The 24,340-nt window shown below is 47.2% G+C and carries 22 protein-coding genes; 10 read left to right on the plus strand and 12 right to left on the minus strand.

Annotated features, from left to right (window positions below):
- Positions 1–10 precede the first annotated feature (10 nt).
- From ACT6NV_RS14465 to ACT6NV_RS14485, 5 genes are all read left to right on the plus strand, one after another.
- A complete protein-coding gene (locus ACT6NV_RS14465) occupies positions 11–859 on the plus strand; it encodes a transglutaminase-like domain-containing protein (RefSeq protein WP_445385146.1) in 849 nt (282 codons plus the stop codon).
- Between the two features lie 52 nt (positions 860–911).
- A protein-coding gene (gene prfB / locus ACT6NV_RS14470; RefSeq protein ID WP_445385147.1) for a peptide chain release factor 2 occupies positions 912–2,001 on the plus strand; the annotation gives its coding sequence in 2 pieces (ribosomal slippage) (positions 912–968 and positions 970–2,001; 1,089 coding nt in all).
- Between the two features lie 17 nt (positions 2,002–2,018).
- The gene (gene arsC / locus ACT6NV_RS14475; protein ID WP_445385148.1) at positions 2,019–2,363 is read left to right on the plus strand and encodes an arsenate reductase (glutaredoxin); all 345 of its coding nucleotides are present in this window, start codon (positions 2,019–2,021) and stop codon (positions 2,361–2,363) included.
- 95 nt (positions 2,364–2,458) lie between these two features.
- A complete protein-coding gene (locus ACT6NV_RS14480; protein ID WP_445385149.1) occupies positions 2,459–2,911 on the plus strand; it encodes a hypothetical protein in 453 nt (150 codons plus the stop codon).
- 9 nt (positions 2,912–2,920) lie between these two features.
- A complete protein-coding gene (locus ACT6NV_RS14485) occupies positions 2,921–5,407 on the plus strand; it encodes a TonB-dependent receptor domain-containing protein (protein ID WP_445385150.1) in 2,487 nt (828 codons plus the stop codon).
- A gap of 63 nt (positions 5,408–5,470) precedes the next feature.
- Here the strand turns inward: ACT6NV_RS14485 and ACT6NV_RS14490 are convergent, their stop codons facing one another.
- Entirely contained in the window at positions 5,471–5,644 is a 174-nt protein-coding gene (locus ACT6NV_RS14490) for a hypothetical protein (RefSeq protein ID WP_445382313.1), read from the minus strand.
- A 129-nt stretch (positions 5,645–5,773) separates the two neighbouring features.
- On the opposite strand from ACT6NV_RS14490, the gene fumC reads away from it, so the two are divergent.
- Positions 5,774–7,168: a class II fumarate hydratase gene (fumC, locus tag ACT6NV_RS14495; protein ID WP_445385151.1), complete on the plus strand. Its 1,395-nt coding sequence runs from the start codon at positions 5,774–5,776 to the stop codon at positions 7,166–7,168.
- Positions 7,169–7,240: 72 nt separating this feature from the next.
- Here fumC and ACT6NV_RS14500 read toward each other — a convergent pair whose 3' ends face one another.
- Positions 7,241–8,128 carry a hypothetical protein gene (locus tag ACT6NV_RS14500; RefSeq protein ID WP_445385152.1) on the minus strand — a complete coding sequence of 296 codons (888 nt, stop codon included), beginning with the start codon at positions 8,126–8,128 and terminating at the stop codon, positions 7,241–7,243.
- 165 nt (positions 8,129–8,293) lie between these two features.
- Between ACT6NV_RS14500 and ACT6NV_RS14505 the strand changes: the two genes are divergently transcribed.
- Positions 8,294–9,124, plus strand: coding sequence for an MBL fold metallo-hydrolase (locus ACT6NV_RS14505; RefSeq protein ID WP_445385153.1), 831 nt, complete (start codon positions 8,294–8,296; stop codon positions 9,122–9,124).
- 53 nt (positions 9,125–9,177) lie between these two features.
- Here ACT6NV_RS14505 and ettA read toward each other — a convergent pair whose 3' ends face one another.
- Genes ettA through ACT6NV_RS14520 form a run of 3 tightly spaced genes read right to left on the minus strand, consistent with a single transcriptional unit; the run spans position 9,178 to position 12,139 of the window.
- A complete protein-coding gene (ettA, locus tag ACT6NV_RS14510; RefSeq protein WP_445385154.1) occupies positions 9,178–10,872 on the minus strand; it encodes an energy-dependent translational throttle protein EttA in 1,695 nt (564 codons plus the stop codon).
- Between the two features lie 37 nt (positions 10,873–10,909).
- Entirely contained in the window at positions 10,910–11,092 is a 183-nt protein-coding gene (locus tag ACT6NV_RS14515; protein ID WP_445382318.1) for a CAL67264 family membrane protein, read from the minus strand.
- Between the two features lie 57 nt (positions 11,093–11,149).
- The gene (locus tag ACT6NV_RS14520) at positions 11,150–12,139 is read right to left on the minus strand and encodes a Gfo/Idh/MocA family protein (protein ID WP_445385155.1); all 990 of its coding nucleotides are present in this window, start codon (positions 12,137–12,139) and stop codon (positions 11,150–11,152) included.
- 80 nt (positions 12,140–12,219) lie between these two features.
- On the opposite strand from ACT6NV_RS14520, the gene ACT6NV_RS14525 reads away from it, so the two are divergent.
- Positions 12,220–13,848 carry an acyl-CoA carboxylase subunit beta gene (locus ACT6NV_RS14525; RefSeq protein ID WP_445385156.1) on the plus strand — a complete coding sequence of 543 codons (1,629 nt, stop codon included), beginning with the start codon at positions 12,220–12,222 and terminating at the stop codon, positions 13,846–13,848.
- 58 nt (positions 13,849–13,906) lie between these two features.
- Here ACT6NV_RS14525 and ACT6NV_RS14530 read toward each other — a convergent pair whose 3' ends face one another.
- From ACT6NV_RS14530 to ACT6NV_RS14555, 6 genes are all read right to left on the minus strand, one after another.
- Positions 13,907–15,652 (minus strand): carboxypeptidase-like regulatory domain-containing protein, encoded by a 1,746-nt coding sequence (locus ACT6NV_RS14530; protein WP_445385157.1) that lies wholly within the window; start codon positions 15,650–15,652, stop codon positions 13,907–13,909.
- Positions 15,653–15,808: 156 nt separating this feature from the next.
- Complete coding sequence (locus tag ACT6NV_RS14535; RefSeq protein WP_445385158.1) at positions 15,809–17,641, minus strand: carboxypeptidase-like regulatory domain-containing protein; 1,833 nt, start codon at positions 17,639–17,641, stop codon at positions 15,809–15,811.
- Between the two features lie 97 nt (positions 17,642–17,738).
- Positions 17,739–19,067, minus strand: coding sequence for a M24 family metallopeptidase (locus ACT6NV_RS14540; protein WP_445385159.1), 1,329 nt, complete (start codon positions 19,065–19,067; stop codon positions 17,739–17,741).
- A 1-nt stretch (position 19,068) separates the two neighbouring features.
- Positions 19,069–20,160: an AMP-binding protein gene (locus tag ACT6NV_RS14545; RefSeq protein WP_445385160.1), complete on the minus strand. Its 1,092-nt coding sequence runs from the start codon at positions 20,158–20,160 to the stop codon at positions 19,069–19,071.
- Positions 20,160–21,089, minus strand: coding sequence for a lysostaphin resistance A-like protein (locus tag ACT6NV_RS14550; RefSeq protein ID WP_445385161.1), 930 nt, complete (start codon positions 21,087–21,089; stop codon positions 20,160–20,162). Before ACT6NV_RS14550 ends, ACT6NV_RS14545 begins: the two co-directional genes overlap by 1 nt.
- Complete coding sequence (locus ACT6NV_RS14555; protein ID WP_445385162.1) at positions 21,080–22,120, minus strand: o-succinylbenzoate synthase; 1,041 nt, start codon at positions 22,118–22,120, stop codon at positions 21,080–21,082. Before ACT6NV_RS14555 ends, ACT6NV_RS14550 begins: the two co-directional genes overlap by 10 nt.
- 49 nt (positions 22,121–22,169) lie before the next feature.
- Between ACT6NV_RS14555 and ACT6NV_RS14560 the strand changes: the two genes are divergently transcribed.
- Both ACT6NV_RS14560 and ACT6NV_RS14565 read left to right on the plus strand, forming a co-directional pair.
- Positions 22,170–22,961 (plus strand): SDR family oxidoreductase, encoded by a 792-nt coding sequence (locus ACT6NV_RS14560; protein WP_445385163.1) that lies wholly within the window; start codon positions 22,170–22,172, stop codon positions 22,959–22,961.
- A gap of 126 nt (positions 22,962–23,087) precedes the next feature.
- Positions 23,088–23,567: a hypothetical protein gene (locus tag ACT6NV_RS14565; RefSeq protein ID WP_445385164.1), complete on the plus strand. Its 480-nt coding sequence runs from the start codon at positions 23,088–23,090 to the stop codon at positions 23,565–23,567.
- Positions 23,568–23,644: 77 nt separating this feature from the next.
- Here the strand turns inward: ACT6NV_RS14565 and ACT6NV_RS14570 are convergent, their stop codons facing one another.
- Positions 23,645–24,325, minus strand: a complete 681-nt coding sequence (locus ACT6NV_RS14570) for a metal-dependent hydrolase (RefSeq protein WP_445385165.1) — start codon at positions 24,323–24,325, stop codon at positions 23,645–23,647.
- Between the last annotated feature and the right edge of the window lie 15 nt (positions 24,326–24,340).

A 24,340-nucleotide genomic window follows, 5' to 3' on the forward strand; every position in this document is an offset into this window, starting at 1 on the left:
ATAGCAACATATGACACATCTTTACAAGGTTCAGTATGAGTCCGAGAATGAATATGAACATCCGCTCATTGAGGCTTACTGGCAATTCCTTATTATCCCCGAGGCTTCAGAAGGGCAACAGCTGCTGCATGCAGAATTCAACAACAGCCTTGGCCTTCCCTGGGATTATTCGGTAAATTCTCTGGGATTCCAGACCATTCGTCTGCGCGCCAGACAGTCCTTTCAAAAAATAAGCTTCAAGGGCGTTTTTACCCTCGAAAAAGCACATACAAACCCCTTTGATTTCGATTCAGGAGCACTGGTTCCCTTCCTGGAGGATCAATTCAGCAAGCTGGATTTTAAAGTTGCACATCAGCGTTATTTAAGACTTACCAGGCTTACCACATTACCAGAGTCCAAAGAGATTTTCCGTTTCGAGGAGCATTCAACCGCTTTTGAGAATTTAAAGGCCCTCAACGAATGGGTATACAAGCTATTGGAATATAAGGGAGGGGTTACCCATGTGGAGAGCCGCCTGGATGAAGTTCTTGGCATTAACCAGGGGGTTTGCCAGGATTTTGCCCATTTATTCATCGCGGTTGCCCGCAAACATGGGATACCGGCCCGGTATGTTTCAGGATACCTGCATCAGGGGCTGGGCTATTTTGGAGATTCCCAGATGCATGCCTGGACAGAGGCGTTTATTCCGTCTATCGGATGGCTCGGGTTTGACCCCACAAACAACCTACTGGCAAGCACAGACCATATCAAAGTGGCCCATGGGAAAGACTACGCAGACTGCGCAGCTATCAAAGGAGTTGTTATTGGTCCCGGAGGGAATGAAAGCCGACATAGGGTAATTGTGGAATCCCAGCAATAATAACATTTGCTTTCATAAAAACATCTTATTTTTGCCCCATTAAAATTCTGATATGAACGACAAGCTGAAAACGCTTTTGGAACGCCTTGGTGCGTTAAGGAGGTATCTTTGACATAGATGCCAAACGCATCGAAATCCAGAACGAGGAGGAAAAAACCCTGGAGCCAGGCTTTTGGGATGACCCGATGGAAGCCCAGAAGGTGATGAAAACCCTTAAAGGGAAAAAGAACTGGGTAAGGGATTTTGAACAGGCCAAACGCCTTGTCGGAGACCTGGAAGTACTTACTGAATTTCACGAACAGGGGGAGCTTAGCGACGAAGAACTGGCAGAACAGCTGGAGAAAGCTGAACAGGCCATTGAACAGCTGGAGTTCCGCAATATGCTCTCCGAAGAGGGGGACGATCTGACCGCCGTTTTGCAAATAACAGCCGGCGCAGGGGGTACAGAAAGTTGCGACTGGGCCTCCATGCTCATGCGCATGTATATGATGTGGGCTGAAAAAAATGGATACAAAGTAAAAGAGCTCAATTATCAGGAAGGGGATGTAGCCGGGATCAAAACGGTAACCCTTGAAATTGAAGGAGACTATGCCTTTGGCTGGTTAAAAGGGGAAAATGGGGTGCACCGTCTTGTCAGAATTTCTCCTTTCGACAGCAACGCCAAAAGACACACTTCCTTTGCCTCTGTTTATGTCTACCCTCTGGTTGACGAGTCCATAGAAATCGATATAAATCCCTCAGATATTGAAATAACAACTGCCCGATCCAGCGGGGCGGGAGGACAAAATGTCAATAAAGTTGAAACCAAAGTACAATTGTATCACAAACCCAGCGGAATCCAGATTTCCTGCTCAGATTCCAGATCGCAGCACGATAACCGGGCTACAGCTCTTAAAATGCTGAAATCCCAATTGTATGAAATCGAATTGCGAAAAAAGCAGGAAGCAAGGGATGCAATAGAATCTTCCAAGATGAAAATTGAATGGGGCTCCCAGATCCGCAATTACGTTATGCACCCATACAAGCTGGTAAAAGACGTGCGCAGCGGAGAGGAAACGGGGAACGTAGATGCCGTTATGGACGGGGACATCGATCGTTTCCTGAAAGCCTATCTGATGATGATGGGGCAGCAAGAAAGTTAATTTTACAATCCTTAAATATGGTACAGATCTATCACAACCCCAGATGCCGTAAGTCCAGGGAAGGCCTGGAATACCTCAAGGAAATAGGCACGGATATAGAAATAATTGAATATTTAAAAAACCCGCTAAGCCAGGAGCAACTCAGGTCCCTTTTAAAAAAATTACGCATATCTCCATGGGACCTCCTGAGAAAAAACGAGGCTATCTGGAAAGAGAAATTTAAAGGAAAGGAGATCAGCGAGGAAGAATTGATCGGTATCATGACTGAAAACCCGAAACTGATCGAACGTCCAATTGTAGTGAAAGACCAAAAGGCTGTAGTTGCCAGACCAGTCGATAAAATCAGGGATTTATTCACCTGAATTTTTTGTTTAATACATTTTATTAATTGTTTAACATACTTTTAACCATTCGGGCTTAAACCTTAGGTGCCCAAATGAATCTAAACACCGAAGCCATGAAAAAAATAGTTTTCATTTTTTTGCTCCTTCTGCTCACCAGCCAACTGGCACACAGCCAATATGGACGCAACGGATATTTGGGTAGGCAACGTTCAGCCATTCCAAGGGGTCCGGAGCCGGAACCTAAAAAACCAGAACCAAAGACAGCGGAAGAAATGGTGGCAGAGGAAATGCCAAAACTCTCCGAAGCCCTTGAATTGAATGACTTCGAGCAGGCAGTGGTTTCATCTATACTGACCAAGTATTTAAAACAACGCATCGAACTTCAAATTTTAGAACTGCCCGCAGATAAAATGCGGGAATCCCTTGAAAAGATCAGTATCAATCAGAATAAAGAACTGGAAGAGGGATTACCTAAGGAGAAATACGAGGCTTTCGTAGATCTTCAGGAAAACGGTTACAATAGCAAAAAGAACAAGAAAAAGAAGAAAAAGAAAAAGAAAACCTAAAACACCTTTATGAGAAATTCCCTTGTGCTGCTCCTGGCAGTATTCTGTCTTAACCTTCAGGCGCAACGATCGCAACGACGGCAGAATGATAAAATAACCCTAACCGGAACGGTTTTGGATCAGGACACGGGAAGGCCTCTGGAATATGCCACCCTTGTGCTGCAGTCTGCTGAAGATCCTTCAAGGGTAACCGGAGGCATTACAGATCTCGATGGAAAATTCTCTGTTGAAGCGCCTGCCGGAAACTACAATATCCGGGTAGAGTACATTTCCTATAAATCTTACAGTCTCGACAATCAACAACTTAACCAATCCAAAGATTTGGGCACCATCCGTATGGCAGTTAATGTTGCGGAACTGGAGGCCGTGGAAGTCGTTGGAGAGCGCACCACCGTTGAAGTGCGTCTGGATAAGAAAATCTATAACCTGGGAAAAGACATCACCACCAGTGGGGGAACCGTTTCCGATGCTTTGAACAACGTTCCTTCAGTGGATGTGGATGTAGAAGGCAATATAAGTCTCAGAGGGAATGGGAATGTTCGTATCCTGATTAATGGAAGACCTTCTGCCCTGGCTGGTTTCGGATCTACGGACGCCCTGCAGCAGTTGCCGGCTGATGCCATTGAAAAGGTCGAAGTAATTACGAGTCCCTCTGCGCGGTATGACGCCGAAGGAACAGCCGGAATCCTGAATATCATTTTAAAACGGGAAAAGACCCTGGGCTTTAACGGTTCGGTCAATTCCTTTCTGGGGTATCCGGCAACCAGCGGGATTACCACCAACATCAACATGCGAACCAACAGAGTAAATATCTTCAATACTACCGGAGTTCGCTACCGAAACTCTCCGGGAAACGGATTTTTTGACAATACCTATACTTCTGGTTCCTTTGACCGGATTACGGAAGACCGCGACATCAACCGAAAAGATCAGAGCTTTAATACCAACCTGGGGATGGAGTATTTTTTCAGTGAAAATTCCAGCCTTACCGGAAGTTTCTTCTGGCGTTTTTCAGAGGATAACGATGTAACTGAAAATGCAACAATCCGCTTAAACGATGGTAGCCTGCAAAGCCGAACCTTCCGTCAGGAGGATGAAACCGAAGACGATAACAGCTATCAGGTCTCCCTTAATTACCGCAATAAGTTTAACGATGAAGGACATATATTAACTGTAGACGCGCAATATTCAATTGACCGGGAAGATGTTGAAGCTGTAATTGAAGAGCGGAATACCTTTCCGAATGAGCAACTTCTGGCCCTGGAGAATGTCCTGGAGGCAGAAGATCGGAACGAATGGCTGATACAGGCCGATTATGTGTTACCCATGGAAGACTCCCAGTTTGAGGCCGGTTTTCGTTCTAACCTGGAAGAAGAGATAACGGACTACCGGCTGGATTCATTGGATCAGGCCTCTGGAAACCTGGTTATTAATGAAACGCTCACCAACCTGTTCACCTATAACGAAAACGTACACGCAGCATACACCCAATACGGGAGTAAACTCGGGAAATTTTCATTCCTAACCGGATTGCGCCTGGAATACACACAGCTCAAAGGTGCGGTGGATTCCGAATTTGACCTGGCGGACCTGGAAGAAACCCTGGGACAGGATGTAGACCTCAATTTCGATAAGCGCTATCTGGGGCTCTTTCCAACCGTCAATTTAATTTATGAACTTTCTGATTCAGAAAATATTTCCCTGGGATACAACCGAAGGATCAACAGGCCCAGGGGTTGGTTTATCAATCCCTTTCCATCGCGAAGCAGCCGGACAAATATTTTTCAGGGAAATCCTGATCTGGACCCTGCCTTTGCAAATGCTTTTGACCTGGGCTATCTGAAGCGCTGGAAAAAACTGACCCTTACTTCCTCAGTATATTATCAACGGGAGACCGGTTCCTTTGAAAGGGTTCAGGAGCAGACCGGACAAACTACCACCGATGGTATCGAAATTGTGAGATCCATCCCGATAAACCTTTCCACCAACCAAAGGGTTGGTGCGGAAGCAGGGGTCCTTTTTAATCCCACCCGCTGGCTGCGGATCAACAGCAGCTTTAATTTTTTCCGCTTTGTATCGGAAGGAACCTTTAACAATGTAGACTACGGCGCTGAAAACAACAGCTGGTTCGCCCGGCTCAGTTCTAAGGTCACCTTGCCTGCCAAAATTGACTGGCAAACCAATATGTTTTACAGAGGCCCTACGCAGAATGCACAGACAAAATCAGAAGGCATATTTTCGCTGAACCTGGCCTTCAGCAAGGATATTATGAATGACAATGGTACTATTTTACTCAATGTACAGGATCTTTTTAATTCGCGGGTACGCCGCTCCTTTACAGAAACAGACTTTTTTACCTCAGACAGCGAGTTCCAGTGGAGGGTTCGCTCTATCAGGCTTTCCTTTATATACCGGTTCAACCAGTCAAAAAAGAGAAACGGGCGTAATGGCCGTGATGACGACTATGACGAAGAAGGCTTCGGAAGCGGAAGGTAACAGAAGTTATAATTTATACGACAATAAAAAAGGCGGGATATACTCCCGCCTTTTTTATTGGTATTATGATTCGCGCCGGGCACGTTTGGCCTCTCTGCGCTCTTTCCAGAGTTCCATCAGGTTACCCCCCAACCAGTAGGGAACCACAAATAACAAAAGGAACATCATCAGCCAGAAACCGATGGTCAGGATGGTAAGAAAGGCCAGAAAGCCAAGGTATTGATCGAACTCAAACATCTTTTTGCACTTTGAGCTACAAAGATAGGAGGAATTGGTTCAAAACTGCAAATCAATTTTAAAAATATCCTTGCTTTGGCCCAGGCTGAATTTTTGGTTGATTCCGTACCTTTGTAAAAAATTCCAATCATGCAATTTCGAGTAGAAAAAGATACCATGGGGGCGGTAAAAGTCCCTGCAGACAAATACTGGGGAGCCCAGACGGAGCGCTCCCGCAATAATTTTAAAATAGGCGAGCCTGCCTCCATGCCCCTGGAAATCATTTACGGATTTGCGTATCTGAAAAAAGCAGCCGCATACGCCAACTGTAAATTAGGGGTCCTTTCCGAAGCTAAAAGGGATCTCATTGCAAAAGTCTGTGATGAAATTCTGGAAGGCAAACACGATCAGCAGTTTCCACTGGTTATCTGGCAAACCGGGTCGGGTACGCAAAGCAATATGAATGTCAATGAGGTGATAGCCAACCGTGCTCATGAAATTGCCGGAAAAAAAATAGGGGAAGGTGAAAAAACCCTGCAACCCAACGATGATGTAAATAAATCTCAGTCTTCAAACGATACCTTCCCAACCGGAATGCACATTGCGATCTATAAAAAGGTAGTGGAGGAAACCATCCCGGGTATTCGCCAGTTGCGCAATACACTTGCGCAGAAGTCCAAAACCTATATGGAGGTTGTCAAAATAGGCAGGACGCATCTGATGGATGCCACTCCCCTGACCCTGGGCCAGGAGTTTTCGGGCTATGTTTCCCAATTGGACCACGGCTTAAAAGCCCTGGAAAATACGCTGCCGCACCTCAGCGAGCTGGCACTTGGAGGAACTGCTGTGGGTACTGGCCTGAACACGCCAAAGGGCTACGCCAAAACGGTCGCCGGATTTATAGCAGAATTTACAGGACTCCCTTTTGTTTCAGCAGCAAATAAATTTGAAGCCCTGGCTGCGCATGATGCCCTGGTTGAAACGCACGGAGCTTTAAAGCAACTGGCAGTTTCACTGAATAAGATTGCCAACGATATCAGAATGCTGGCATCCGGCCCCAGGTCGGGTATAGGGGAAATCATTATTCCGGCTAATGAACCGGGAAGTTCCATCATGCCAGGTAAGGTTAACCCAACCCAGTGTGAGGCCCTTACGATGGTTTGCGCTCAGGTTATAGGTAATGACGTGGCTATTTCGGTAGGAGGAACCCAGGGTCATTATGAGCTAAACGTATTCAAGCCTGTAATGGCCGCCAACGTCCTGCAATCTGCACGTCTGCTGGGGGATGCCTGCAGAAGCTTTGATGTGAACTGTGCCTCCGGAATTGAACCCAACCATAAAACTATCGAGAAATTATTGAACAATTCTCTGATGCTGGTAACTGCCCTCAACACAAAAATCGGGTATTACAAGGCTGCAGAAATAGCCAATACGGCCCACGAGAATGGTACTACTCTGAAGGAGGAAGCGGTTCGCCTGGGATATGTGACCGAAGAAGAATACGATGCATGGGTTAAGCCGGAAGATATGGTTGGCGAATTATAAATGAAATCACAGGCCTGTAAATAAAAAAAGGGATCCGAATCGGATCCCTTTTTGTTAATGGTTTGTGTTTACTTACTTCAATTCGAATTTAGAAGTACCTAACAGTTTAAGGCCATCGTCATATACATTGACCATGTAGTTTCCTTTCTGGAACTCTCCGGAGTAGTTGCTGATATAGTCACATACGTCCAGAGTTGCATTTTCATAGTAGAAATTAGTCCCTTTGGTATAGCTTACGGTAGCTCCTTCTTCCATAGATTTGGTAGCTCCTCCGCCCATCACGTTACCCTGAGGATCGAGAACTTCGATATAGAATTCACGATCTCCGGCTTCTGCGATTACATTGTCGGCAACGGTAAAACAAACTTTCAGCTTGTCAGTACGTCCGGCTCTTGATGTAGATACCAGTTTTCCGCTGCTTCTTTCCCGTACTGCATCCACAGTGAATTTAGTCAGGTTAAGGGCAGATCCGCGCTCAACGGCGTCAGCCAGTTGCGTATTCTGTACTACCAGGGAATCGTTAAATACGGTTTGCTTTTCCAGTTCAGCAAAGGTACTGTCGCGTTGCATGGCGATCAGGGAATTAGATTCTTTCAGAGAGTCTACTTGCTTCAGTAATGCTTCCCTTTCCTTCTTAAGGATGGAAACCTGACGACGATACCTTGAAAGCGTGGCAATATCTGCCTTCATTGATTTTACTGAATCGATGTACTTCGCGATATTATCGCGGGCGGCTACCAATTCCTCGTTGGTGGCATTGCTTTCCAGAATAGCTTTGTCGTATTCGGACTTCAGGCTGTTCAGGTCATCAACTACCAGTTCTTTTTCTTCGGTAAGAGCTGTTTCAGTCTTTTTCTTATCCTGATACAGGCTTACAGTGTAAATGATGGTACCTAGAAGGATCACTCCTAATAATCCTGCTATTACCTTTAATCCATTATTGTTTTTTTGTTCTGCCATAATTTTTGAATTGATTACTTTTTAAAAGTTAAAAGTATTTTTTGTTTCAGTCTATATACGCTTTAATAGCTCATCTGGATTTCGGAAGCTGTAATTTTTTTTCTCATGCTTTACTCCGGCCCGCAATAGTCTTATCTTTAAGGGTTTCTAAACCAAAAAAAAAAGATGACTCTAAAAGATTTATTCAAACCTACCAGGAGCCTTACCTATTTACTGATCCTGAATGCACTGATTATCGTCTCCTGTAAAGATTCTTCCAAAAAAGATGAGCTGCAGGCTGCGGATACAGAAACTACCGCAAGCGAAACAGAAATGGATGCAGCTGCCGGGCTGCAGATTCATCCCATATCTCATGCCACAGCTGTTTTGAGTTGGGATGACACTACCATATATGTAGACCCGGTTGGTGGAGCCGAAGCCTTTAGTGAGTATCCCGAACCCGACCTGATCCTGATAACAGATATACACGGAGACCACTTCGATCTGGAAACTTTGAAGGGGCTGCAGACCCAAAAAGCCAAGATTATAATGCCACAGGCGGTGGCAGATCAGATGCCGGATTCTTTTACTACACAGATTGACATCCTGAACAATGGGGGCCAGAAGGAGCGCTACGGTATATCAGTTACAGCCGTCCCTATGTACAACCTGCGGGAAGAAGCCAAAGATTTTCATGTAAAGGGCCGTGGGAATGGCTATGTGCTGGAGAAAAATGCTGAGCGTATATACTTCTCGGGAGACACGGAGGATATACCGGAAATGCGGGCTCTTGAGAATATTGACAAGGCCTTTGTTTGTATGAACCTGCCGTATACCATGACGGTAGAAAGTGCGGCAGACGCAGTCCTGGAATTTAAGCCCAGCCAGGTTTATCCCTACCACTACAGGGGAAGACCGGAGGTTAGTGATGTTTCAAAATTCAGGGAACTGGTTAGCCAGGGAAACCCGGATATTGAAGTTGTGCAGTTAGACTGGTATCCGTCTGAGGAGTATTAAGTCTTCGACCCAGATAAAAATCAAAAAACCCGGACGAATCCGGGTTTTTTCTGTCAATCGCGAATAAGCTTTTTGTACTTGATCCTTTTGGGCATGATATCCGCGCCAAGTCGTTTCTTTTTATTTTCCTCATAATCGGAAAAAGAACCTTCGAAATAATACACTTGTGAATCCCCTTCAAAGGCCAGGATGTGTGTACAGACCCGATCCAGGAACCAGCGGTCGTGCGAAATGATAACCGCGCATCCGGCAAAGTTGTCCAATCCTTCTTCCAAAGCCCTGAGCGTGTTTACGTCAAGGTCGTTGGTGGGTTCATCTAACAAGAGTACATTGCCCTCTTCTTTAAGGGTTATGGCCAGGTGCAGCCTGTTCCGTTCGCCTCCGGAAAGCATACTGACTTTTTTATTCTGCTCACTCCCTGAAAAATTAAATCGACTCAGGTAGGCCCGGGAATTGACCTGTCGCCCCCCCATCATTACCAGTTCCTGTCCGCCACTGAAATTCTCCCAAATTGTTTTTTCGGGATCTATATTGGAATGACTCTGGTCCACGTAAGCCAGTTTAACGGTATCTCCAACAGTGAAATTTCCTTTATCCGGGGTTTCTTCTCCCATGATCATGCGGAAAATTGTCGTTTTCCCAGCCCCGTTCGGGCCAATAATACCCACAATTCCTGCCTGGGGCAGCTTGAAATTCAGGTCTTCGTAAAGGAGTTTATCCCCATAAGCTTTGCTGACCCCGCTGGCTTCAATCACATTGGTTCCCAGGCGGGGCCCGTTGGGGATATAAATCTCGAGTTTCTCATCCAGCTGTTTCTGGTCCTGGCTCAACAGCTTGTCGTAATTGTTTAATCGGGCCTTTTGTTTGGCCTGCCTGCCCTTAGGGCTCTGGCGCACCCATTCCAGCTCACGTTCAAGGGTCTTTTGCCGCTTACTGGCCTGTTTTTGTTCCTGTGCCAGTCTCTTGGATTTTTGTTCCAGCCAACTGGAGTAATTCCCCTTCCAGGGTATCCCTTCCCCACGGTCCAGTTCCAGGATCCATCCTGCGACATTGTCAAGAAAATAACGGTCGTGCGTCACTGCAATGACCGTCCCCTTGTATTGTGCCAGGTGGTGCTCCAGCCAGTGTACAGATTCGGCATCGAGATGGTTGGTAGGTTCATCCAGCAATAGTATATCCGGCTCCTGCAAAAGTAAGCGGCACAAGGCCACCCTGCGGCGTTCCCCTCCGGAGAGCAACTGTATTTTTTTATCCGGTTCAGGCGTCCTCAGCGCATCCATGGCAATTTCAAGTTTGGAATCCAGCTCCCAGGCATTACTCGCGTCAATCTGGTCCTGCAGTGCCGCCTGTTTGTCCATAAGCTGCTGCATTTTATCAGCATCTTCATATACCTCAGGCAATCCGAACATGTCGTTTATCTTGTTGTACTCGTCCAGTACCGCCACAGTCTCAGCCACACCTTCCTTTACAACTTCAAGAACAGTTTTATTATCATCCAGCTCAGGTTCCTGCTCCAGGTAACCCACCTTGTAGCCCGGTGAAAAGACCACATCTCCCTGATAGTTGCTGTCCTTGCCGGCAATAATCCGTAAAAGTGTTGATTTTCCGCTGCCATTCAGCCCCAGTATGCCTATTTTGGCCCCGTAAAAAAAGCTCAAATAGATATTCTTAAGTACCGGGGTGTTGGCATTTTTGTAGGTTTTGGTAACCCCGGACATTGAGAAGATTACCTTCTTATCGTCTGACATACATTTTATTATTTAAGATGAAAAATGGAAGGTTGTTTCAAACCCTTCCTTTAAGGGCATTGAAGACCCAGGCAATTGCAAAAAATCCAACTCCAACGGCCGCGAATCCCCACCCGGCCACTTCATTATACCTGAAGGCACCTAAAGCGATCAATCCTATTCCCACAATAATCATGATAATAGTGGCATAGGCCAGAACCGTATTCTTATTCATTCCCATGTTTCGTTAGTTTGGTAGAGTTCAAATATCGTAAATTTTTGGCCAATTGCACAGCCACTAGCCAGCGGATTCTCCCGGAAAAGAAATTCCTGCCGCTTCCCTCACCCGGTCCAGAATGGTAAGCAGGTTATGGCTGTCTTCCAGAGACCAAAGATTACTTTCCCGTTGCTGGTTCTGAAGGCAGTGATGAACCTCCTCAATTTCGTAAAGAAAACCCTTTTCCTGTGCCGGGAGTGAAATCTGGCTGGGCTCCTCTCCTATCTGCAGTTGGTACCCATCCGTTTTATACCAGGGCGGATCCAGGTAAATGCTGCCAAGCGTTCCAGATATTTCGGCACTAAGGCCGGAGCGGGAACTCAGCCCGCTGTATAACAGGGCCACCGCCTCCGGATACTTGAATACCATCCCTATCTGTTGCTCAATTCCAGTAGCGCCGAAATGGGCAACGGTTTTAATTTCATAAGGCATCCCCATAAATAGATAAGCCAGGAAAACCGGGTAAATTCCAATATCCAGCAGGGACCCCCCTGCCAATTCCGGATTGAGGAGGCGACCCGAGGGGTCCCGATCCAGGGCGGGAAAAGCAAAATCGGCCCTGAGGTAGGACGGTTTTCCCAATTGCCCTGATTTTACCCGCTGTAACGTTTCCCGAATAGAAGGGTTAAACCGGCTCCACATGGCTTCCATCAAAAATATGCGCGTTTCGGAAGCAGCCTTTTGCAATTGGGCTACCTGCCCGGCATTGATAGCCAAAGGCTTCTCACAAAGAACGTGCTTTCCGCTGTGCAGCGCCATCAGGCTGTGTTCCAGGTGAAAAGAATGCGGAGTGGCAACATAGACCACTTCCACAGCCTTATCCTCCAGTAATTCCTTATAGGACCCATACGCCCTGGCGGCTCCGAATTCGCTGGCAAAACCTATGGCTTTATCCGTATCCCGGGAGGCGACCGCAGCAAGTCGGGCGGTGGGTACCTGATGTAGGTCTGCTGCAAATTTCCGTGCTATTCTCCCCAGACCTATAATTCCCCAGCTGATTTTATCTGCCATGATGCTTTTATGTGAAATCCAAAGTTAATCATAAATCCTCCGTATCTTTAGGGCTGTTCCAGTAGAAATTGAATTGAACCATGGATGTTATTTTTAACAAGAACGAAGACCATAACAAACTAAAATTATCCGATTTACGTCGGAAATACGCCAAAATAAAAAAGGGGGGTGGCGAACAGCGCCTGAAAAAACAACGGGAAGAAGGAAAAATGACGGCCCGGGAGCGTATCGATTACCTCCTGGATTCTCCCGAAAAAGCCCTGGAAATAGGGGCCTTTGCAGGAGATGGAATGTATGAAGAATACGGGGGTTGTCCCAGTGGCGGGGTAGTTGTTAAAATCGGGCAGGTGCAGAGTCGATTGTGCGTTATTGTAGCCAATGATGCAACGGTAAAAGCCGGAGCCTGGTTTCCGATAACCGGCAAAAAGAACTTAAGAGCCCAGGAGATAGCCATGGAAAACCACCTGCCGATTATCTACCTGGTTGATAGTGCCGGCGTTTTCCTTCCCATGCAGGATGAAATTTTTCCCGACAAAGAGCACTTCGGCCGGATTTTCAGGAATAACGCCGTAATGAGCAGCAGGGGGATTCCGCAGATAGCGGCCGTTATGGGAAGTTGTGTTGCCGGTGGGGCCTATCTGCCGATTATGAGTGATGAAGCCCTGATTGTGGATAAAACCGGAAGTATTTTTCTGGCCGGAAGTTATCTGGTAAAAGCAGCTATAGGTGAAAGTATTGACAACGAAACACTGGGCGGAGCTACCACCCATTGTGAAATAAGCGGGGTTACCGACTATAAGGCAAAAGATGATAAAGATGCACTGGATCGTATCAAAAGCCTGCTGGATAAAATGGGAGCCCCGGAATCTGCGGGCTTCAACCGTAAAAAAGCAGCCAAGCCTGCTGCCAATCCTGATGATATCTATGGTTTATTACCCGCTTCCCGTACAGAGCAATACGATATGCTGGAGATCATCAACAGGCTCGTGGATGAATCTTCTTTTGAACAATACAAAGAGGGATACGGGAAAACCCTGCTTACCGGTTATGCGCGCATAGACGGCTGGGCGGTTGGGATTGTTGCCAACCAGCGGAAAGTCGTTAAAACCAAAAAAGGCGAAATGCAGTTCGGGGGAGTGATTTATTCGGACTCAGCCGATAAGGCCACCCGGTTCATTGCGAACTGCAACCAGAAAAAAATACCGCTGGTATTCCTTCAGGATGTTACGGGGTTTATGGTAGGCAGCAAGAGCGAACATGGCGGCATCATCAAAGATGGGGCTAAAATGGTGAATGCTGTAAGCAATTCGGTGGTGCCCAAGTTTACCGTGGTAATTGGGAACAGTTATGGGGCCGGTAATTACGCCATGTGTGGAAAAGCCTACGACCCAAGGCTTATTGTGGCCTGGCCCAGTGCAGAACTGGCTGTAATGAGCGGAAATTCTGCGGCCAAAGTGTTGCTTCAGATCGAAAAAGCCAGCCTTAAGAAAAAAGGGGAAACAATAGACAAGGACAAAGAGGCAGCCTTGTATGAACAAATAAAAGCCCGGTACGACCGTCAGATATCACCCTATTATGCGGCCGCCCGCCTCTGGACGGACGCGGTAATTGACCCCCTTGAAACCCGAAACTGGATTTCCACAGGCATAGCTGCTGCCGACCACGCGCCAATTAGCCGTGATTTTAATATGGGTATTTTGCAGGTTTAAATCCTTAGCGAGCTTGCTTCAAGAAATTTAGAGCCCAAATTTTATTGGATATTCATTACTATTTATTCAGAACCATATTATTTCCGGTAGCAATTTTAAAAAGCTCCTGGTTTACATCCTTAAGGAAAAGTTTATAAACCTTTGTTTGCCCGGACTGGGCCCGGCTTCCAAAATTCTGGTAGACAGTGACTTTTAAATAGGTCGGGGTCAGGCTTTTATTTCCCTGATAGTTGACATTTATCTTCCAAAGCCCTGGAAGGGAGCGATCGATGATCTGTTCCTCCACCATATAGCCTTTGCGTTTCTCATCAACAAGGCGATCCTCATTGTCGATGTAAGTGTGCTTCCAGGTATGGTATTGCCCTTCAGGGTTTACAAATTGCAGTTCGAATTCGGCTTCCATATCAGTCCAGCTGAATACAACCCGGGTAGTGTTCTCAACATAAGGATCCCTTTGGATCTTCCGAACATCTGCTCCTATTTTATCCCCGTGAAGAAAAAGCAGGTTATCGCTTTCGTGTTGTATGATTTTGGAAAAATCTTCTGAGGCCTGCAGGAAATTCTCATCTACCAGGTATTTGTAACGGGCGTACATGGAGGCAGCGCGATCGTAGGCGCCGGCCTCCCGGTAGGCTGCTGCCAAATCCATATAAGACTGACTGTAATGCGGCCGCAGGATAAATAATTCCTTGTACAATTCAAGGGCCTTATCAAAGCGTTGTTCAGACTGATACGTAAAAGCAAGGGCTTTCATTAAATTGGGATCCTCCCGGAATACCTCCCGGTTCTCCTCTATTATCCCATCTGCGAATGCCTGCTGACTTCTCTCTTCACTGAAGTGTTTATAAGCATCCAGAAAGAAATAACCCGAACTGCTGTACATGGCTTTAAGTGAATTGTAATTTTCCTGGGCCGCTTCAAAAGAATCACTCTGCTGCAGTGAGGTAAGGTATTGTGGTTGGTTTTCTTTGATAGCCTCAGCAGTAAGTACTGGCCCTGTTTCAAAATTATTTCTCAATCTCGCCATATCGTATTTCTGATCCCATTGCGGGCTGAAGCCTTTGGTATTGATTACAATAACCCCCTGGCTTCCGAAAGTGCCATATTTCATTGTTACGGCCAGGCCGGCAATTATGGCAATACGCTTAATGTTGTTTACATCTATCCAGACGGGTGCCTGGGCAAGTATCATCCCGTCTACGTCATAAACTACCCCTGTACTTTGGGTCAGGCTGCCCACTCCTCCTCTTAGGAAAACCCGGCCGCCTTCCTGGCAATTTCCTATTACACGTACCCCGGCAAAACGCGCTCTTAGTAAATCTATGATGCAAAGGCCAATAGGGTTTATTTCATCCTCATTCAAAAACCGGACGTTTGTTGCCAGGGCGTCGGCATCGAGTATTCCGAAGGCGGTGCGGATCAATCGCTTGTTGATGGGATATTCCTTCATCAGCTCCGCCTGTGATTTGCGATTGCTGTTGGTAACGGTTACTTCATCCAGCTCGGTTACATCGGGGATCATAATTACGTTCAAAAAACGGGTTTTCTCTTCCACACGGATGATATAATCCTTCATCCCCATCAGGGAATACATGAGTAGGTCTCCCGCTTCGGCCTGAATCGAATATTTCCCTTCTGTATCTGAAAATACCCTGTTTTCAGAGCCTTCCACACTAATGGCCACATTTTCTATGGGGTTTTTCCCGTCAGTAATGGTACCCTGAATGGTTTGTAATTCCTGTGACTGCGCCCCCAGGGGAACAATTATTAAAAAGCTGATAAAGAGTAACTGCAGTGTTTTCATAGATACATAAATTTTGGTGCTGTAAATAATGCAGGCCAGGAATAGATTTGCCTTGTTTATACACCACAAAAATCATTCCTAACAGATATTTCATTTTTCTTTATCCCTGCTAAAAAGAAAACGCCCGGCTTTTTGCCGGGCGCCTATTTCAACCTTCTAGTTAAAGGCCAGGGTAGAACCTTTGGTAAGCCGGAACAATTCCTGATTCACGTCCTTCAGGAATAATTTATAGACCTTGGTTTGCTTGGTCTGACCGGGGCTTCCGTAATTATTATATACCGTAACCTTCAGGTAGGTGGGTGTCAGGCTTTTGTTGCCGGAATAATTAATGTTTACTTTCCAGGTTCCCGGAAGGGAATCGTCAATGAGATATTCCTTTGTGCTGTAACCCAACTCCTTTTCCAGCATAATGCTTTCGGCGTCACTTGCCAAAGAGTGGCTCCACTTAAAGTATTGTCCTCCGGGGTTCACAAACTGCAGGTCAAATTCAGCCTCCCCGTCATTCCATTCAAAGACCAGCCGGGTTCCCTCAAAATCTTCCTCATCTACAAAAAGGTCCGATCTTTTTTCACTGCTGACCAGGGCTGCCTGATGCAGAGAGAGCAGATTGTTAAAGTCGCGGTTTATGATTGGGAACAGGGATACACTGTCCCTGGGCATGATGCCCTCCCCAACCATATAATCATAGCGCTTATAGATAGCAGCTGCTTTTTCGTAATCCCCCAGTTCCCGATAACTGTTGGCCAGGTCCATATAGGACTGGGCGTAATTGGGTCGTAACCGCAGTACTTCCTTATAAATTTCATTTGCCTTTGCCTGGCGGTTCTGTGCCTGGTAGATGTACGCCAGGGCCTTTAGCAAGACCGGGTTTTTTTCAAAGAGGTAGGAGTGCTCCTGCAAAAGGGCATCTGCCTGTTCGGGCTGCTTCCTTTCTTCGTAAAAGTGCCTGTAGGCATCCAGGAAGAAATAAGGAGAGCCTCCGTAGCGGGAGGCGTATTCCTGATAGGTTGCCTGCAGGGAACCGGCATCGCTGTCCCTTAAGGCTTTTATATACGATGGCGCATTCGCTGCCACTTCATCCGGCTGTAAAACCGGTCCGCTTACATAGTTGTTGCGGAGGCGGGCCATGTCCACTATTTCGTTGTTTCGGGGGCTTCCCGTTAGCGTATTGATAACGATAACCCCTCCGGCTCCGATATTCCCATAAATGGTGGTAGTGGCAAAATTATTCAAAATCGCCAGTCTCTTGATCTGCTTTACATCCAGCCATAGCGGCGGATCGTTAAATAACTGCCCGTCCACATCAAAAATGGCCGAACGAGGGTTAAATACCGAGCTGGCACCTCTAATAAAGACCTTCCCACTGGTCGTATTGTCAAATTCCTGGAAGGAATCGGCGTCAGCCTGCGGGACTGCGGCAATATTAGTGAGCTGTCCGGTTATGGCGCCCGGGCCGGTTGCCCCTGTACAACTACCCCTTACTTCCACCCCGGCAAATTGATTCCGAAGTAAGTCCAGGATACACAGGTATACCGGATTGATCTGCCGTTCATTCATAAACCGTATGTTCCCAGGAGCGGTATCTGCATTCAGGATTCCAAAAGCCGTCCGGATCAGCCGCTCGTTTTGGGAATATTCCATTGCCAGCTCTTTCTGGGTCTTGCGATTGCTTCCAACCACTATAACCTCATCCAGCTGGGCCACATCCATGACCATTTCAGGGTTCAGGATACGGGTCACGTCCTCTACCCGGATTTTCAGAGTTTTCATTCCCTGGTAGGAATACACCAGGATATCCCCGGCATTGGCATTTATCTCATACCGGCCCGTTTCATCCGAATAGCTCTGGGTACCGGACTGTTCCACAGCAATGGAAACATTGGACAGGGGAGCCCTGCCATCTGTTACCATCCCGCGTATTGTTTTCTGGTTTTGCTGGGACCATAGCAGCGGCCCGGCAAACAATAATAATATCCATATCTTTTTCATAACAACTGCATTTTTAGCAACTTAAAGATAAGGAATAAAAAAATATCTGGCTCGTATTTAAGGCCCTCTTAAGAATTTTTAACGATTCGCATGGTGCCTATTGCCCGGAGAGCAAATGGAGTTTGGTTTGGCGCCCGTTAACGTAGCGAAACCCTTCTGGTCCGAAATATCCGGCTTCTTCCAGCATCACCCGGATATCCCTGTCCCACTCTGGGATGTTCACAGTGGTATTCAATTCAATAGCATAGACAGTACGCCTGTGCAAACCGTATGCTGTCCCGTCTGCAGTATTTACACCCCCCTGGGCATCCCACATCCCGATGGTGGTACCCGCAGAATGGCCATAGCTTCCCAAAGGATGGGTGTAGATGGCCGGTTTCAGGCCTGCCGCCCTGGCATCGGTCAGGGAGCGCTTCAGGATTTCGTTCCCGCTCAGACCCTGCTGCATATTCTCCGTAAGAAAATCCTGTACCCTGTTGCCATCTTTAAGGGCCTGTTTTAAAAAGTCAGGGGCATCCGTTTCCCCGGGTTTCAATACATAGGCCAGTTGCTGGCAATCTGTGTTCAATCTCAGATAGGTAATCCCGAAGTCACAATGCAGCAGGTCTCCGGGCAGAATGGTCTGATTTTCCGGCCGATCTGAAAAAGCGTACAGATGCCCCTGCAGTTCTTTGGAGGTACGCTGTATGTCCACGGTTGGGTGAAACCAGGTGTTAAGGCCCATATCCGTGACCTTTTGCCGCATCCACCATTCCACCTCGGTAGTTGTGGTTAGCCCGGGCATGATAACCGCATCGGAAAAAGCTTCCGCAATAATTTCATGGGTGATTCGCACCAGATGGGTGTAGAGGGTCATCTCCCTATCGGTACGGGTCTCAATCCAGCCCAGGGCCAGGTTTTCTGCCGAGACTACCCTGCTTTTATACTCCTGAGGTAAGCTGGACATAAATAAATCGTAATCCGTTTTGTCCAAACCATCTGCAATGTTGTGGTCTGTGGAAAAATTCAGGCCAATTTTCTGAGGATTTCGTTCGCGAATAAGTTCCATAAGCCGCTCCCATTGATCCGGTTGCTTTTCCTTATCCCAGGCCGAAATGATATCTTTTCCGATATTATAACGCGCAACGGCTAATTTATCCAGGCGGTCAGCAGCTTTGTCGCGATAGAAGAGCAGAATAGTCCTTCTACGGGCATTCAGCCAGGTCGCCGGCAGAAAGGTCTTCAGCACCGGGTCCTCGTTATACTCCCTGGAAATCAGTATCCACATATCGATTCCTTCTCGGTCCATAAGGCCGGGCAGGAGGGAATCCATTCGCTGCTGCAGCATATCATCCACAACCTTCGCCCGCTCCACCTCGGGAAGGATTTTCTGGGCATTGAGGGAACATAGGCCCGAAAGCAAAAACAGTAGTATAATCCTATTCATCCTAATGGCTTTTCATTATTTCGCTTACAATATCCCTGCGGTTAATTTTCCCGAAGGAAGTCTCTTCAAAATGCGGAATCTGAAAGGCCTCTTTTGGGATTTCGTATTTGCTGAATTGTCCGGAGTCCTTTAAATCCTGGAGATACCGCGTTGGGTCTTTATCCGTCTCCACTATCAAAACCATTTTTTCGCCCAATTCCGGGTCGGGAAGCGAACTGAGAAAGAAACGGTCCCTGATAATTCCGGACATCCGGTCTTCCAGCTTTTCAGGTACCAGCTTTACACCCCCTGAATTGATCACATGGTCCAGACGGCCCAGCCAGCGGAAGCGGGTTTCCCCTTCCAGTTTTGCCAGGTCATTGGTTACAAAGGGTTTATCCGAGAGGTGACTGGCGTGGATGATCAGACAGGATCGCTGGTCCGTCTCAAAATGTACCCCTTCAATAGCTTCGAAGGGCTCCAGGACCTCTTCCCGATCCTGATCTTCCGGTACGGGTTTTAACTTCCTGAGGGCAACATGGCTGGCGGTTTCGGTCATTCCGTAAGATTCATAGATCTCGGTGCCGGATTTTGGCAGGGCGGCGAGCAGCTCTGAGGGCATGGGTGCGCCCCCTACAATTATCCTGGATACCCTCCTCAGTTTTTTGAGCGAGTTTTGCAGCTGCAGGGGGACCATGGCCGTCAGGTCCAGGGGTTGCTTGAAATTCTCAAGTGGGTTTGCAGTTGGCTGGACACAGTCAATTTTCCAGCCCGAAACCATGGCGCGAACCAGCATCATTTTACCGGCAATCGTCTCCATTCCCAGGCAGTTCAAAACCCTGGACCCCGGTTCCAGGTGAAACCTCCTGGAGGTGGCCTTGGAACTGTTTACCATACTTATTTTGGGGATTTGGATCCATTTGGGTTCCCCGGTGGAACCGGATGTTTTCTGATCTATATAGGAGCTGTCCGATAACCAGTCCAGCAAAAAGTCTCCGATAAGCTTCTCATAGGGTTCGCCCTCTTTGACCAGGCTGTAAGCCACTTCACTAAGGTCTTCATAGGTATAGTTCCGGCCATTCAGGTAAAATCCGGGGTGGAAATGTTCTTTCATCAGTTTGTTTCTTTAAATCGTTCTCGGGCTGCTTCCTTAGCCAAAACCCTTCCGCTCAGCTTCTGCTTCCAGTCTGTCCAGCCGTATTTACGGGCAAATAACCATAAAAGCAATGGGAACACTACAAAAATAGGAATATACGCATCCCAGCCCAGGCCGGGCTCCGAAATGTCCTTATAGAGGGAATCGGTTTGAAAGGCCGTCCAGTCTGCTGTTACTAATAGCGCTGTAATCAGGTTATTGGCGGCATGGAAGCCCAGGGCCAGCTCCAGGCCTTCGTCCATCAGGGTGATGATCCCGAGGAAAAACCCCGTCCCTATATAATAGATCATTACTCCGTATCCCAGTTTGGTAACTTCCGGGTTACCCAGGTGCATCAGGCCAAACAACACCGAGGTAACCACCAGCGGCACCCAACGGTTCCGGGCCAGGATGCCCAGGCCCTGCATCATGTACCCCCTGAAGAGGTATTCCTCAAAACTGGTCTGTAACGGGATCAGTAAAATAGCGATCACCGCCAGTTTCCAGAAGGCCTCCCAGCGGAAATTCAGGATATAGTCATCCGGGCTCAGAAATACGTCAAGCAAGGTAAGGCCCACAGTAATAAGCGTCCATACCCCAAAGGCAAAAAAAACACGTTTCCAGTCAATCTTCGCTCGCGAGGTGGTGAGCGAACGAATGGACTGTGGATGTACCAGTTTGGTCCAGCCCAAAACCACCACCAAACCAAAAGCCAGGGGTGCCAGCAACAGGATTAAAACCGTGTTGGATCCCAATTCGGCTATCATATTGGCCATCAGCTCATCTACGCTTATCTCCGAGTTGACGGTGATGATATAATTAAAAACCATCAGGGCTATAAACCCGCCGGGAATAAATAAGTATTTCCAGAGGCCGATATCGCCCCTGTATCCTTGTTCTATGTACATAATCGATTAATTTGGGAATAATCCCAGCCTTTTTCCGGCCGGTACCACAAGTTAGCATTTTTTACCTCCAATGGCGCAGCTATATTATTTGTGAAGAGGCCTCCGGTTCCCAGGCCCTGGGGCAATTTCGTTTTAAGGGTTGCGGTCCACTGGGCAATGGCATTGAGTCCAATATTGCTTTCAAGGGCAGAGGTTACCCACCAGCCGATCCGGTGTTCTTCTGCCAGACTGATCCACTCCTCTGAGGCTGCGAAACCTCCTGTAAGACTGGGTTTTAAAATGATATAGGCCGGTTGAATCTCTTCCAGTAAAGCCTTTTTTTCGAATACCCCTATCAATTCTTCGTCCAGGGCGATCGGCAGCGGGCTTTTCCGGCACAAAGCTGCCATTTCGGGAATTTGTCCTGCCCGGATGGGCTGCTCAATGGAATGCAATTGCAGGCTGGCCAGTTCCCTTAGCCTTTCAAGGGCTGTGGCCGGATGGAAGGCACCATTGGCATCCACACGAATTTCCAACTGTTCTGCGCTGAAGCGTTCCCTGAGGCTTTGTAGCAGTTTAAACTCTTCCCGGAAATCCAGGGCTCCTATTTTTAACTTGAGACAGCGAAATCCCTCGGCCAGTTTGGTTGCTACCTGCTCCTGCATAAAAGAAATATCCCCCATCCAGATCAACCCGTTAATCGGGATCGGCTGCCCTGTCAAAAAAGGAGATGTAAATAATTCCATGGGGTTATCGGAGCGCAGGGAGCGAAAGGCCTGCTCAATCCCGAAGACGATACTGGGGTATTTTTGCAAGGCTTTTCTGAGCCGGTCTTCCCCCTGCTGAATATGATCACAGGCCCATTGCAGTTTCTGTTCGTAATCCGGCAAATCGTCTGCACTCAGCCCCCTGAAAAGACCACACTCCCCTATTCCCCAGTTCGGGCCCTCCTGCAGGTAGATGAAAAAGGTTTCCTTGGTGCGCAGCACCCCCCTGGAGGTTCCCCCGGGACGCTTAAATTCCAGAATATATTTTGTGAAAGTAGCCCTCATAGAAGCAGCCCAAATTTACGTATATTTTTGGTCTTTAAAAGTACGTAATATGGCATTTTCCGATAAGGTAATATGGATAACCGGGGCTTCTTCAGGGATTGGGGAAGCACTGAGTTATGAACTGAGTTCAAAGGGCTGCTCCCTAATCCTTTCCGCCCGTTCGGTGGACAAACTGAAACAAGTTAAATCTTCCTGCGCGTTCCCGGATCGGGTGCGCACTCTGCCTCTGGATCTCTCGGATTTGGATTCTTTATCCGGAAAAGTGGTGGAGGCCCATACCCTTTTTGAACGTATTGACATCCTGGTAAATAATGCCGGGGTCAGCCAGCGTTCTTTATTAATGGATACTGAAATGGAAGTATACCAAAAATTGATTCAGGTCAATTACCTGGGTACCGTTGCCCTCACAAAAGCTTTACTACCCTATTTTGTGAGGCAGCAAAGCGGACACTTTGTAACAGTTACAAGCCTTATGGGCAAGTTTGGTTCCCCGCTCCGTTCCGGCTATTGCGGTGCCAAACATGCCCTGCACGGCTTTTTTGATGTGCTGCGGATGGAACATCAAAAAGATGGCGTTGCCGTGACTTTGATCTGCCCGGGCTTTGTGCAGACCGATATCGCCAAAAATGCCCTAACAGCTGATGGCAGCCCGCAGAACAGGCAGGATACAGCCACTGCCAACGGCCTGAGCCCGGAAGAATTTGCCCGCCAAATGGCCCTTGCCATTGAAAAAAAGGCCTGGGAAAAGTACATTGGCGGAAGGGAAACCGCAGGGGTATACCTGAAGCGGTTTTTTCCACGGCTGCTTCATAAAGTGGTGCTGCGCAGCCAGGTGGTTTGAATAGAGCTACTGGCACTTTTTCTTCGTGTTTATGGATTTTACCAAAAAAAAAAAAAGAAGGCAATACGGTAGGGTGTTAGTCGTTAAAAGTGTTGTATAGAACCGAATCTTAAAAAAAGAATAACTATGAATTCTAATTTTAAAACCATGCGAAACTTTAAACTATTATTGCTGTTACCTGTCTTAACACTTTTTATTGCCTGTAGCAATGACGACGATGCTTTTGCGCGTGTAACCGTAAACGGGACACAGTTAACCAGCCGGCCAGCCGATTTTGTGGTTGGTGACCGTTCCGATTTTAACGGGGATATAGACGCCAGTTTTACCGGAAACGGCGGAACTGCAGTCAGAATGTTCAGCTGGAACAACAACCTTAGCACAGCCGACTATAATGCCGATATAACAGCTACCACAGAAGGCACTTTCCAAATAATTGTGGAAGATTCCCAGGGTGTTGTTGTGTTAGACCAAAGCATTGACGGAGCCACTGAGCCAGATACAATTGGCGGAGTGACCGCTGCCGGCAGCTCCGGGATTTGGACCGTTACCATCCGTGTTACCAATTTTACAGGTGACGGTAGTTTCTCCCTGAGTGAAGGGAATTAATCAAAATACCTTTTAATGTTAAAAAGCTGCAGGAATAAACCTGCAGCTTTTTTTATTTCATTTATAATTATTTCAACCTACACTTCTATGCTTCCCCCGATATCGGGCAGGCGTAATTTTTTTCCAGCCGCTTCAAAGGTAGCTTTCGACTTTTCCTTATCGATTTTAATGTAGCCAAAGGTATCGTAGTGTACTCCCAGGATTGTATCGCATTCCACAAATTCCGAGGCCCTAAGCGCATCCGCCACCCCCATTGTAAAGTTATCCCCGATAGGCAGAACGGCCAGATCCAGATCTCCGTACTCCGGGATGAGCTTCATATCCATATGCAGGGCCGTATCTCCGGCAATATAGATCTGTTTACCTTCTATACTCAGTAAAAATCCTCCGGGTTGCCCCCCGTAGGTCCCGTCTGCAAAAGAAGAGGTGTGAACGGCATTGACATATTTAACATTGCCAAAGGGAAATTCCCAATTCCCGCCATGGTTCATTGGGTGGCCATTAAAACCCTTTTGCCCGTAATAGGTAACTATCTCGTAATTGCTGATAATGGTGGCCCCGCTTTCCTCTGCAAGAGCCGGCACGTCCAGGACATGGTCCTGGTGGGCATGGGTGACTAAAATAAAATCGGGCTTTAAAGATTTCAGGTCAATTTTATCTTTGGCCAGTTCATTGCCTGTAATGAAGGGGTCTACCACTAAACGGTGTTCTTTGGTCTCAATCAATAAGGCTGCATGGCCGAGGAATGTGATTTTCATGGGAAGTGTTTTTCC

This window comes from Robiginitalea insularis (assembly GCF_052497835.1).

Excerpts from the sequence above, each read along its gene's own strand:
- ACT6NV_RS14515 (WP_445382318.1), bottom strand. The coding sequence starts at position 11,092 with ATGGGAATGAATAAGAATACGGTTCTGGCCTATGCCACTATTATCATG.
- ACT6NV_RS14480 (WP_445385149.1), top strand. The coding sequence starts at position 2,459 with ATGAAAAAAATAGTTTTCATTTTTTTGCTCCTTCTGCTCACCAGCCAA.
- fumC (WP_445385151.1), top strand. The coding sequence starts at position 5,774 with ATGCAATTTCGAGTAGAAAAAGATACCATGGGGGCGGTAAAAGTCCCT.
- ACT6NV_RS14520 (WP_445385155.1), bottom strand. The coding sequence starts at position 12,139 with ATGGCAGATAAAATCAGCTGGGGAATTATAGGTCTGGGGAGAATAGCA.
- ACT6NV_RS14500 (WP_445385152.1), bottom strand. The coding sequence starts at position 8,128 with ATGGCAGAACAAAAAAACAATAATGGATTAAAGGTAATAGCAGGATTA.
- arsC (WP_445385148.1), top strand. The coding sequence starts at position 2,019 with ATGGTACAGATCTATCACAACCCCAGATGCCGTAAGTCCAGGGAAGGC.
- ACT6NV_RS14560 (WP_445385163.1), top strand. The coding sequence starts at position 22,170 with ATGGCATTTTCCGATAAGGTAATATGGATAACCGGGGCTTCTTCAGGG.
- ettA (WP_445385154.1), bottom strand. The coding sequence starts at position 10,872 with ATGTCAGACGATAAGAAGGTAATCTTCTCAATGTCCGGGGTTACCAAA.
- ACT6NV_RS14545 (WP_445385160.1), bottom strand. The coding sequence starts at position 20,160 with ATGAAAGAACATTTCCACCCCGGATTTTACCTGAATGGCCGGAACTAT.
- ACT6NV_RS14540 (WP_445385159.1), bottom strand. The coding sequence starts at position 19,067 with ATGAATAGGATTATACTACTGTTTTTGCTTTCGGGCCTATGTTCCCTC.
- ACT6NV_RS14550 (WP_445385161.1), bottom strand. The coding sequence starts at position 21,089 with ATGTACATAGAACAAGGATACAGGGGCGATATCGGCCTCTGGAAATAC.
- ACT6NV_RS14530 (WP_445385157.1), bottom strand. The coding sequence starts at position 15,652 with ATGAAAACACTGCAGTTACTCTTTATCAGCTTTTTAATAATTGTTCCC.
- ACT6NV_RS14525 (WP_445385156.1), top strand. The coding sequence starts at position 12,220 with ATGGATGTTATTTTTAACAAGAACGAAGACCATAACAAACTAAAATTA.
- ACT6NV_RS14505 (WP_445385153.1), top strand. The coding sequence starts at position 8,294 with ATGACTCTAAAAGATTTATTCAAACCTACCAGGAGCCTTACCTATTTA.
- ACT6NV_RS14485 (WP_445385150.1), top strand. The coding sequence starts at position 2,921 with ATGAGAAATTCCCTTGTGCTGCTCCTGGCAGTATTCTGTCTTAACCTT.
- ACT6NV_RS14490 (WP_445382313.1), bottom strand. The coding sequence starts at position 5,644 with ATGTTTGAGTTCGATCAATACCTTGGCTTTCTGGCCTTTCTTACCATC.
- ACT6NV_RS14535 (WP_445385158.1), bottom strand. The coding sequence starts at position 17,641 with ATGAAAAAGATATGGATATTATTATTGTTTGCCGGGCCGCTGCTATGG.
- ACT6NV_RS14555 (WP_445385162.1), bottom strand. The coding sequence starts at position 22,120 with ATGAGGGCTACTTTCACAAAATATATTCTGGAATTTAAGCGTCCCGGG.
- ACT6NV_RS14465 (WP_445385146.1), top strand. The coding sequence starts at position 11 with ATGACACATCTTTACAAGGTTCAGTATGAGTCCGAGAATGAATATGAA.
- ACT6NV_RS14565 (WP_445385164.1), top strand. The coding sequence starts at position 23,088 with ATGAATTCTAATTTTAAAACCATGCGAAACTTTAAACTATTATTGCTG.
- ACT6NV_RS14570 (WP_445385165.1), bottom strand. The coding sequence starts at position 24,325 with ATGAAAATCACATTCCTCGGCCATGCAGCCTTATTGATTGAGACCAAA.